This window comes from Paenibacillus glycanilyticus, from assembly GCF_051200795.1.
In the GTDB taxonomy this organism is placed as follows: Bacteria; Bacillota; Bacilli; order Paenibacillales; family Paenibacillaceae; genus Pristimantibacillus; species Pristimantibacillus glycanilyticus.
In genome coordinates this window covers 1-10,000 of the sequence record NZ_CP195155.1, presented here as the reverse complement: position 1 = coordinate 10,000, position 10,000 = coordinate 1, and the positions used below count along the sequence as shown (strand labels likewise).

Below are 10,000 nucleotides of genomic sequence, written 5' to 3'. Positions count from 1 at the left end.
CCCGATGTATGCCAATCCTCTATTGTCTGTTTTTACTCTTCTGCCGGCTCGGTGCCTGCATCCGGAGCTGTATTTTCGAATTCTTCGCCCTCTTCGAGCGATTCGTCAGCATCTTCGCTGCGCGCGACACGGGTTACGGTTGATACCGTATCATCCTCACGCGTATTGATCAGCTTCACGCCTTGCGTATTACGTCCCATCGTCGAGATGCCTTCCATGCTCGTACGGATAAGCGTACCAAGAGCGGTCATAATCATCAGGTCCTCGTCATTCAGAACGACCTTCAGGCTAACAATCGGTCCATTCTTGTCCGTAACGTTAAGAGTCTTGATCCCTTTACCGCCACGGTTCTGGATCCGGTACTCGCTCATTGGCGTACGTTTGCCGTAGCCTTTGGCCGTTACGATAAGCACATCATTCTCCGGATTAACTACATCCATGTCAATGACGGTATCGTCATCATCCAGTTGAATGCCTTTTACGCCTGTGGCGGAACGTCCCATTGAACGAACATCCTGCTCGGAGAAGCGGATCGACATGCCTTGCGCCGTACCCATTACGATCTCCTGGTTGCCGTCTGTCAGCTTCACGCCAATCAATTCGTCATCCTCGCGGATCGAAATCGCAATCAGTCCAACCTTACGGATATTCATATAATCGTCAAGAGGTGTCTTCTTAACGATACCTTGACGGGTCGCAAAGAACAGATAACTGTCCGAATCGAAGCTTTCTACCGGAATAACCGCATTGATCGTCTCGCCCTGTTCAATTTGGATCAGGTTGATGATCGGCGTTCCCCGGGCAGTCCGGCTGAGATCCGGAATCTCGTAAGCCTTGAGACGGTATACCTTGCCTTTGTTCGTAAAGAACAGCAAGTAATGGTGCGTGTTGGATACGAACAGATGCTCAACGAAATCATGCTCTTTCGTATCCATGCCGACGACGCCTTTGCCGCCCCGCTTCTGGCTGCGGTAAGTGGTTACCGGCAGACGCTTGATATAACCGGTATGCGTGATGGAGATGATAACATCCTCGCGAGGGATCAGGTCCTCGTCCAGAATTTCTTCATCGCTCACGGTAATTTCGGTACGGCGTTCGTCGCCGAAGCGCTCCTTGATCTCGTTAAGTTCTTCGCTGATGATGTTGAGCACAAGCTGCTCATCGGCCAAGATCGCCTTGTACTCGGCAATCTTCTTCATCAGTTCCGCATACTCAGCTTCGATCTTGTCGCGTTCCAGACCGGTCAGCCTTTGGAGACGCATATCGAGAATCGCTTGCGCCTGCTCATAGCTAAGCGCAAAACGCTCGATCAAGCCTTCGCGGGCAATATCCGCCGTTTGCGAAGCACGGATCAAAGCGATAACTTCGTCCAAATGATCAAGGGCAATACGCAAGCCTTCGAGAATATGGGCTCTCGCTTCCGCTTTTTTCAGATCGTATTCGGTACGACGGCGAATAACTTCGATCTGATGCTGCAAATAGTAATACAGCATTTCGCGAATATTCAGCGTCTTAGGTTCACCGTTAACTAGCGCGAGCATGTTAATACCGAAGTTGGATTGCATTTGCGTCTGCTTATACAGATTGTTCAGCACAACGCTTGGCGTTACATCGCGGCGAAGCTCAATAACGACCCGCATTCCGTTACGGTCGGACTCATCGCGGAGGTCGGTAATTCCCTCTATTTTTTTCTCGCGGACGAGCTCTGCGATTTTTTCTACCAGTCGTGCTTTGTTAACCTGGTATGGCAGCTCGTAGACGATAATCCGGGCTTTGTTGCCGTTCTCTTCAATCGTCGCACGCGCTCGCATCGTTACCGTGCCGCGTCCCGTCAGATAAGCCTGACGAATGCCGCTAAGTCCCATAACGATACCCGCGGTAGGGAAATCGGGGCCTTTTACATAATCAATCAGCTCAACAGGCGTAATTTCCGGATTGCGGATCAGCGCCTGAATACCGTCAATAACCTCGGTCAGGTTATGCGGCGGAATATTCGTAGCCATACCTACCGCGATACCTGTAACCCCGTTTACGAGCAGGTTCGGGAAGCGCGACGGCAGAACGGCCGGCTCTTTCTCCTCGCCGTCATAGTTCGGAACGAAATCAACGGTCTCTTTATTTAAATCGCGGAGCATCTCCATGGCGATTTTCGACAGACGCGCCTCGGTATACCGCATCGCCGCCGCCATATCTCCGTCAATCGAGCCGAAGTTGCCATGTCCGTCCACAAGCATGTACCGCATGGAGAAATCCTGCGCCATCCGTACCATTGCTTCATAAACCGACGAATCGCCGTGCGGATGGTACTTACCGATTACTTCCCCTACGATCCTCGCAGACTTCTTGTATGGCTTGTCCGAAGACATACCCAGCTCCGACATTGCGTACAAAATACGACGATGCACCGGCTTAAGACCGTCCCTTACATCCGGCAATGCGCGGCTTACGATAATACTCATCGCATAGTCCATGAATGAATCGCGCATTTCCGTACCAATGTCGCGGTCTTTAATTTGCGAATGCTGTTGTTCTTCCGCCATGTTTTACCTCCCTGACGTCATCAATCTGCAAACCTTGTCAAACATGATAACCATTATATTACTTTCACAAAAAAGGCACGGCTAAACGCCCTGCATCCGTTTCATCTATGAAACCGGCAAATTGCCTAAAAAATAATGAAAAATAGGCAAATAACTCGTATCTTTTCGTGCCCGATCCGCCATAAAATAAACAGACCCAAATTACATTATACCACTCATTCCAAAGTCTGTCTTCTTCTTGATAAGCAATCTTCATCGCTTAATACCCGTTCCCAAGGGAAAGGAGCAACAAAATTGTCTATCCAACTGGTATACAGCAAATGGGAGAAAACCAATGTACTTCTACACTCGCCAGCTCTCCGTGAATATATACCTTCAACAAAGCTTTTCAACAAGGAAAATCTTCAGCTCATGCTTGCCGAATACGGGATGGTCTATGTCAAACCCGTAAACGGCACCTTTGGCAAAGGCGTCATGCGCGTAGAACGGCTTAAGCAAGCAGCTAAGGGCTACAAGTATCAACTGAACACCACAATCCGGACATTTCCTACCCTCGAGCTGCTGCATCAAAGCCTTGTTAAAAGAATCAATGGCAGACGTTATCTGGTTCAACGGGGCATTGACCTGCTCCGCCACAAAAACCGCCGCTTCGATATCCGGGTGATGGTGCAGCGCAACGAAAACAACCATTGGGAGGCTACCGGCATTATCGGCCGTCTTGCCCATCCGGCGAAAGTAGTGACCAACTACCATAACGGCGGCACGCCCATGTCTTTCGAACGCCTGCTGTCCTCCCATCAATCGCCTACCCAGAAGATGATCTACGCCATGCGCCTCAAGCAAATCAGCCTGGATATCGCAAAAGAACTGGAGAAGCATTACCCCGGCATCAAGGAGCTCGGAATCGATATCGCCATCGACCAGCAGCAGCGGCCTTGGATCCTGGAAGTAAACACAAAGCCAGACGCATTCATCTTCCGGAAGCTCGAGGACAAAACGATGTTCCGCAAAATTTATCAGTACGCCGTTTCTTACGGCCGCTACAAAAAGAAATAGCCGCCCGAAAGGACGGCTATATTTTTGTTAAATATCCAAGTTCTTAACGTCTTTCGCAAACTGTTGAATGAAATCGCGACGCGGTTCAACGTTATCGCCCATAAGCGTGTCGAAGATAACGTCTGCTTCAATCGCGTCTTCGATCGATACCTGAAGCATGGTCCGGCTCTCCGGATCCATCGTTGTTTCCCACAGCTGCGTGGCGTTCATCTCGCCGAGACCTTTATAACGCTGTACGTTTACTTTGGCGCCTTCACCGAATTCCGCGATAATCTCATCGCGTTCCTTCTCCGACTGCGCATAACGGATAACCTTGTTACGCTCGATCTTGAACAGCGGCGGCTGTGCGATATAAATATAGCCTGCTTCGATAATCTTCCGCATGTAACGGAAGAAGAAGGTTAGCATCAAAGTCCGGATATGCGCGCCGTCGACGTCGGCATCGGTCATAATGATGACCTTATGGTAACGTGCTTTCGCCAGATCGAAATCATCGCCAATGCCCGTTCCAAGCGCCGTGATAATCGCGCGGATCTCGGCATTTCCGAGAATGCGGTCCAGTCTGGCACGCTCAACGTTCAGGATTTTACCGCGCAGCGGCAAAATCGCCTGGAAATGACGGTCGCGGCCTTGCTTCGCCGAACCGCCGGCGGAGTCGCCTTCGACGATATACAGCTCGCTGATCGAGGCGTCCTTGGAGGAGCAGTCAGCCAGTTTACCTGGCAGGGAGCTCACTTCAAGCGCGCTCTTGCGGCGTGTTAACTCGCGTGCCTTGCGTGCCGCTTCGCGGGCTCTTGCCGCTTGCAGGCCTTTTTCAACGATTTTGCGGGAAACCGAAGGATTCTCATCCAGGAACTCCTGCAGCTTCTCGGCAAAGAACGATTCGACAATACCGCGCACTTCGCTGTTGCCAAGCTTCGTCTTTGTTTGTCCTTCGAACTGCGGCTCGGGAATTTTCACCGAAATAATCGCCGTCAAGCCCTCGCGGACGTCATCGCCGGAGAAGTTGGAATCATTGTCTTTGATTAATCCCGTCTTACGGGCATAGTCGTTAATAATACGCGTTAACGCGCTCTTGAAGCCGGATTCGTGCGTACCGCCCTCATGCGTATTGATGTTATTGGCAAACGAATGGATATTCTCGCTGTAACCGTCATTGTACTGCAGCGATACCTCAACTTGGATATGGTCCTTCGAGCCCTCTACATAGATTGGCTCATCGTGCATAACTTCCTTGTTGCGGTTCAAATGTTTGACGAACTCGATAATGCCGCCTTCATACTTGAACGAATTCGATGTGCCCGTACGCTCATCAACCAGTTCAATCTCGAGGCCTTTATTGAGGAACGCCAGCTCGCGAATCCGCGATTGGAGCGTCTCATACTCGTAAACGGTGGTGTCGGTAAAAATCTCCGGATCCGGCTTGAACTTAACCGTCGTACCGGTTTCATTGGACTCCCCGACAATCTTGACGTCATATTGCGGCACGCCGCGGCGGTATTCTTGTTGATAGATATGTCCGTGAAGCTTAACCGTAACCGTTACATGTTCCGACAACGCATTAACGACGGATACACCAACACCGTGCAACCCGCCCGATACTTTATAGCCTTCGCCGCCAAACTTGCCGCCTGCGTGAAGAACAGTCATTACGACTTCGAGAGTCGACTTCTTCAGCTTTGCGTTCTCACCTACCGGAATACCGCGGCCATTATCGATAACTGTAATACTGTTGTCCTCGTGGACGCGAACCTGGATCTTCGTACAATACCCGGCCAGTGCTTCGTCGATACTGTTATCGACAACCTCCCATACGAGATGGTGGAGGCCCTTGCCGCTGGTAGAGCCGATGTACATCCCCGGACGCTTCCGTACCGCTTCTAAGCCTTCGAGGACCTGTATCTGACTTTCATCATACGTATTCTGCTGACTCAACTGCTCACTACTCCTCTCATACCTGTTCGCCTAGGCTGCTTCTAGCCATTCGCCGCAAAATGATGGGCCCGTTTCTTCAAAGTAGAGGATGAAATCGGCGAATAATAGATTTTCTGCTTCGTCACGACAATGGATTTGGGCTCTTCCTCACCAATGGTCTCGACGTCTTTGCGTTTACGGGCTCCTGCTACAAATTGCTTGGAAAGCTTGGAGGATTGCTCTATCGATATATCAAAAATGGCTACCAGCTCGGCAGCCCGGATAATTTTCTCGCCGCCCAAATGGATATACATGTCCTCCGCCTCCCGTGTAAATGTCCGTTATCAGCGCGTCACTCGGCCTTCCCGCACATCGTAGATCCCGGCATCGCGGAGCTTGCTCACATTTACGCTCTCGAGTCCGGTCGTTGTAATAAACGTCTGAACCTTGCTCTGAAACGTCTCGATGAGCTGCGTTTGCCGGTTCTGATCCAGCTCAGACAAGACATCATCAAGCAATAGCAGCGGGTATTCCCCAATTTCCTCGCAGATCAGCTCTATTTCGGCGAGCTTGAGAGACAGGGCAGTCGTACGCTGCTGTCCCTGCGACCCGTATACAGCCGCTTCCTTGCCGTTGATAAAGAAAGCCATGTCGTCGCGATGAGGCCCTACGAGCGACATTCCTCTGCGAATCTCCTGATCTTTCACCTGTGATAACTTTAACATAAATTGCTCAAATAAAACAGTTTCATCTTCGGAGGCGCCGCCGTCAAAGGACGGGCGGTACTCAATGGTGAGGCGCTCGCCGCCCGCCGTGATGCCGGAGTGAATGTGCTCCGCCCACCGTTGTAATTTATGAATAAAGTGTTTCCTTTTTTTCATGATTTTAACACCGTGCTCGGCAAGCTGCATATTCCAGATATCCAGCATGGCGAGCTGGGAGCTCCCCGGAGATGCCGTTTTCAGAAAATTGTTCCGCTGTGCAAGCACCTTGGTGTACTGCGTCAGCGTATGCAAATAACCGGGCTGTACTTGGCCGATTTCCATATCGAGAAACCGTCTTCGTATGCCCGGCGTTCCTTTTACAATCTCCAGATCTTCAGGAGCAAACATGACGACGTTCAGCGATCCGATGAAATCGCTGAGCTTCCGCTGCTCAAGTCCGTTGATCTTCGCTTTCTTGCCCTGCGTCGAATACATCAAATCTAGCTTTAACGTGCCGTAGCGCTTCTCCACCTCGCCGTGGATCCGGGCTGTATCGGCTTCCCAGCCGATCAGCTCCTTATCCTTCGACGTGCGGTGCGATTTAGTGAGGGCGAGCGCAAAGATCGCCTCAAGCAAGTTCGTTTTCCCCTGCGCATTGGGCCCGACAAACAAATTGACCTTATTATCCGTCACGAGCTCAAGCTCTTTGTAGTTCCGATAGTTTTGCAATTGAATGCTTTTTAAAAACACGTTCGTTTGTCCTCCCGGCCTGGCTGCTTCTTAAGCACTTATGCCCCGGTCACCGTAAAGACGCCGCAGCCTTCCACTTCAACGCGGTCACCGACGTACAGCTTTCTGCCGCGACGGTTATCCACAACCCCGTTTATGTGAACTTCGTTTTCCTGCAAGAAAAATTTCGCGTGTCCACCTGTGGATATACAATCAGCCAGTTTTAAAAACTGTCCAAGCGTAATGTATTCGTCGCGAATCGAGATCTCTTTCATCCCTTGCTCACCTGCCTTTCACCGTTATTGCCCAAGCTTGCATAACCCTAGTTTGTCGTCCGATAAGGCAAGATAACATACGTGTTGTAGGAATGATCGGTTGGGCGAATAACGATTGGACTCATTGCTCCCGTAAAACCGATAAAGATCTGCTCGCTGTCGATGACTTTAAGCACGTCCAGCATATATTTGGAGTTGAATGCAATCTTAAGCGGCTCGCCGTCGAACTGCTTCGGTTCCAGCTGCTCGGTAACGCGGCCAAGCTCTGTCGAGCTCGAGGAAATTTCGATCGAACCGTCATCCATCGTTGTCAGGCGAACGATGTTGGTCTTCTCTTCTCTCGACATCAGATACGCGCGATCGATGGCATCCGTCAATTTTTTTGTATCAAGAACGAGTTCTGTTTTGAACGCGCTCGGAATAATTTTAGAAGTATCCGGGTAAGTTCCGTCCAGGACGCGAGTGTAGAACAATACGTTGCCGATTTTGAACAGCACCTGGTTGTCGGCTACGACAATATCAACGAGACCGTGTTGATCCGGAACCAGCTTAGACAGCTCGACCAACGTTTTTGCCGCGATTACGACATTGTTAAACCGGTAATCGGCGGCGGTCTCCGCTTGCGCGATACGGCTGGCCAGACGGTGGCGGTCAGTCGCCACGAATTTCAGCTGCTTATCCTGCAGGCTCCAGAGCACGCCGGTCAGAATAGGCGTCTGCTCATTAACGGAGGCGGCCAGAACAGTCTGGCGAATCATCGCCTTCAGAAGATCGCCGGGCATTTGGAACAGCTCGTTTTGCTCGATGGAAGGAAGTACGGGGAACTCCTCCGGATCCAGGCCAACCATCTGAATATCCGTCGAACCGGAACGAATCAGGGTTTGGAAATGGGCGCCTACTTCAATTTCAACATTGTCAGACGGAAGCTTCTTAACGATTTCGACAAAAAATTTAGCGGGCAGCACCACATTGCCCGGTTTATCCACATTCGCAATAACGAGATCATCCCGTTCTACAGGAATAAAGCTTTGAATAGATATATCGGTATCACTTGCCGTTAAGGTAACCCCTTGGTGGGTAACTTCAATCTTGATGCCGCCGAGAATAGGAATTGTCGGACGGGAAGAAGCCGCTTTTGCAACCTGTTGGATGGCTTCGTTCAGTTCATGTTTGGAAATTGAAAGTTTCATGGTTTCACTCCTAAGTCCGTTTCGGATCGATGGTTTCTTGGGTTTTTAAAATTGGCGAAGCCGTAATGGGCGTTTTCGCCCTATTTTGATGATGTTTTTTTTAAAAAAAATAGTAGTCGTAGTAGTAGGCGGCGTTAATATGTGGATAACCGTCTAAAACACGGATAAAGCAAGCCTATCCACATGTGTATAGCTTGTGCATAGGCTTGCTTGGTTGTTCATATAGAAGTGAATAACTTTTACGTGTGATTTTTGATCTTCTCGGTCAGGTTCTGCAAAATCTTGTACAAGTCCTGGTCTTGCTTCAGCTGCTGCGATATTTTCTCATGCGCATGGATGACTGTCGTATGATCTCGCCCGCCGAATGCCTCGCCGATCTTCGGAAGCGAGTAATCGGTCAGCTCACGCGAGAGATACATGGCGATTTGCCTCGGGTAGGCAACGGCCTTGGTCCGTTTCCGCGCTTTGAACTCTTCGAGACGCAGCCCGTAGAATTCGCCAACCTTTTGCTGAATATCGTTTATCGTGATCATCTTCGGACGGCTGGACGGAATAATGTCCTTTAACGCTTCGGCAGCCAGATGGGATGAGATATCCTGATTAATAAGCGAGGAGTATGCGACTACGCGGATGAGGGCGCCTTCCAGCTCGCGAATATTCGTGTCGATCTGGTTCGCAATGTAGACCATCGCTTCATTCGGAATATCAAGGTTTTCCGCTTTCGCCTTTTTGCGCAAAATCGCGATCCTTGTCTCCAAATCCGGTGCCTGAATATCCGTTATTAATCCCCACTCGAACCGCGAACGCAGCCTTTCCTCCAAAGTCGGAATTTCCTTCGGCGTACGGTCACTGGAGATGACGATTTGCTTCCGCTCTTCATGTAAGGCATTAAAGGTATGGAAGAACTCCTCCTGCGTACCGTCTTTACCGGCCAGGAACTGAATATCGTCAATCAGCAGCACGTCAATATTGCGATATTTGTTGCGGAAGCTCTCGCCCCTGTTATCCCGGATCGCATTAATGAACTCGTTCGTGAATTTCTCGGACGAGATGTACATGATCTTCGTGCTTGGATTGTGATCCATGATGTAGTGGCCGATGGCATGCATCAAGTGGGTCTTGCCGAGTCCTACGCCGCCGTATAAAAACAGCGGATTATAAGCTTTCGCCGGCGCTTCCGCCACGGCAAGCGATGCCGCATGCGCAAAGCGGTTGTTGGCCCCGATGACAAACGTATCAAACGTATATTTCGGGTTAAGCATATGATTGAAGGTCTCTTCTTGAATGATCGGCGCTTCCGCAGCCTTAATCACAGCGGGAGGCGCGGGTTCCGCCGGCTTCGCCTCTTCGATCGAAAAGCGTACGTCTACCTGTCTGCCGAGAAACTCAAACAAGGTGTTGCGAATTAATTTGGTATACCGGCCTTCCAGCCATTCAGCCGCAAATGTTGTCGGCGCCGTCACTTCCAGAAGCGAATCGTTCACGAAGGAAGCTTTGGTCGCTTTAAACCAGGTATCGAAACTGGGTTTGCTTAGTTTCGTCTGAATGATTGACAACACTTGCTGCCATAAATCATAGGTATGGCTGTCCAC

Annotated in this window: 9 protein-coding genes; 1 reads left to right on the top strand and 8 read right to left on the bottom strand. The window is 50.3% G+C overall.

Translation table 11 applies throughout. The features are described from left to right. Window positions 1–32: 32 nt before the first annotated feature. Together gyrA and ACR9FF_RS00040 are read right to left on the bottom strand one after the other, a co-directional pair. Window positions 33–2,540: a DNA gyrase subunit A gene (gene gyrA, locus ACR9FF_RS00045; RefSeq protein WP_116394484.1), complete on the bottom strand. Its 2,508-nt coding sequence runs from the start codon at window positions 2,538–2,540 to the stop codon at window positions 33–35. Window positions 2,541–2,604: 64 nt separating this feature from the next. Next, complete coding sequence (locus ACR9FF_RS00040; RefSeq protein ID WP_116394485.1) at window positions 2,605–2,796, bottom strand: hypothetical protein; 192 nt, start codon at window positions 2,794–2,796, stop codon at window positions 2,605–2,607. Window positions 2,797–2,834: 38 nt separating this feature from the next. Here ACR9FF_RS00040 and ACR9FF_RS00035 point away from each other — a divergent pair, with 38 nt between their 5' ends. Next, complete coding sequence (locus ACR9FF_RS00035) at window positions 2,835–3,596, top strand: YheC/YheD family protein (protein WP_201003146.1); 762 nt, start codon at window positions 2,835–2,837, stop codon at window positions 3,594–3,596. Window positions 3,597–3,623: 27 nt separating this feature from the next. Here the strand turns inward: ACR9FF_RS00035 and gyrB are convergent, their stop codons facing one another. From gyrB to dnaA, 6 genes are all read right to left on the bottom strand, one after another. Then, window positions 3,624–5,531 (bottom strand): DNA topoisomerase (ATP-hydrolyzing) subunit B, encoded by a 1,908-nt coding sequence (gene gyrB, locus ACR9FF_RS00030; RefSeq protein ID WP_116394487.1) that lies wholly within the window; start codon window positions 5,529–5,531, stop codon window positions 3,624–3,626. A gap of 41 nt (window positions 5,532–5,572) precedes the next feature. Beyond that, window positions 5,573–5,824: an extracellular matrix regulator RemB gene (gene remB, locus ACR9FF_RS00025; protein ID WP_012772007.1), complete on the bottom strand. Its 252-nt coding sequence runs from the start codon at window positions 5,822–5,824 to the stop codon at window positions 5,573–5,575. Between the two features lie 30 nt (window positions 5,825–5,854). Continuing rightward, entirely contained in the window at window positions 5,855–6,964 is a 1,110-nt protein-coding gene (recF, locus tag ACR9FF_RS00020; RefSeq protein WP_127496863.1) for a DNA replication/repair protein RecF, read from the bottom strand. Window positions 6,965–7,002: 38 nt separating this feature from the next. After that, entirely contained in the window at window positions 7,003–7,218 is a 216-nt protein-coding gene (gene yaaA, locus ACR9FF_RS00015) for a S4 domain-containing protein YaaA (RefSeq protein ID WP_116394489.1), read from the bottom strand. A 47-nt stretch (window positions 7,219–7,265) separates the two neighbouring features. Next, complete coding sequence (gene dnaN / locus ACR9FF_RS00010) at window positions 7,266–8,408, bottom strand: DNA polymerase III subunit beta (protein WP_116394490.1); 1,143 nt, start codon at window positions 8,406–8,408, stop codon at window positions 7,266–7,268. Between the two features lie 239 nt (window positions 8,409–8,647). Then, the gene (gene dnaA, locus ACR9FF_RS00005) at window positions 8,648–10,000 is read right to left on the bottom strand and encodes a chromosomal replication initiator protein DnaA (protein WP_116394491.1); all 1,353 of its coding nucleotides are present in this window, start codon (window positions 9,998–10,000) and stop codon (window positions 8,648–8,650) included.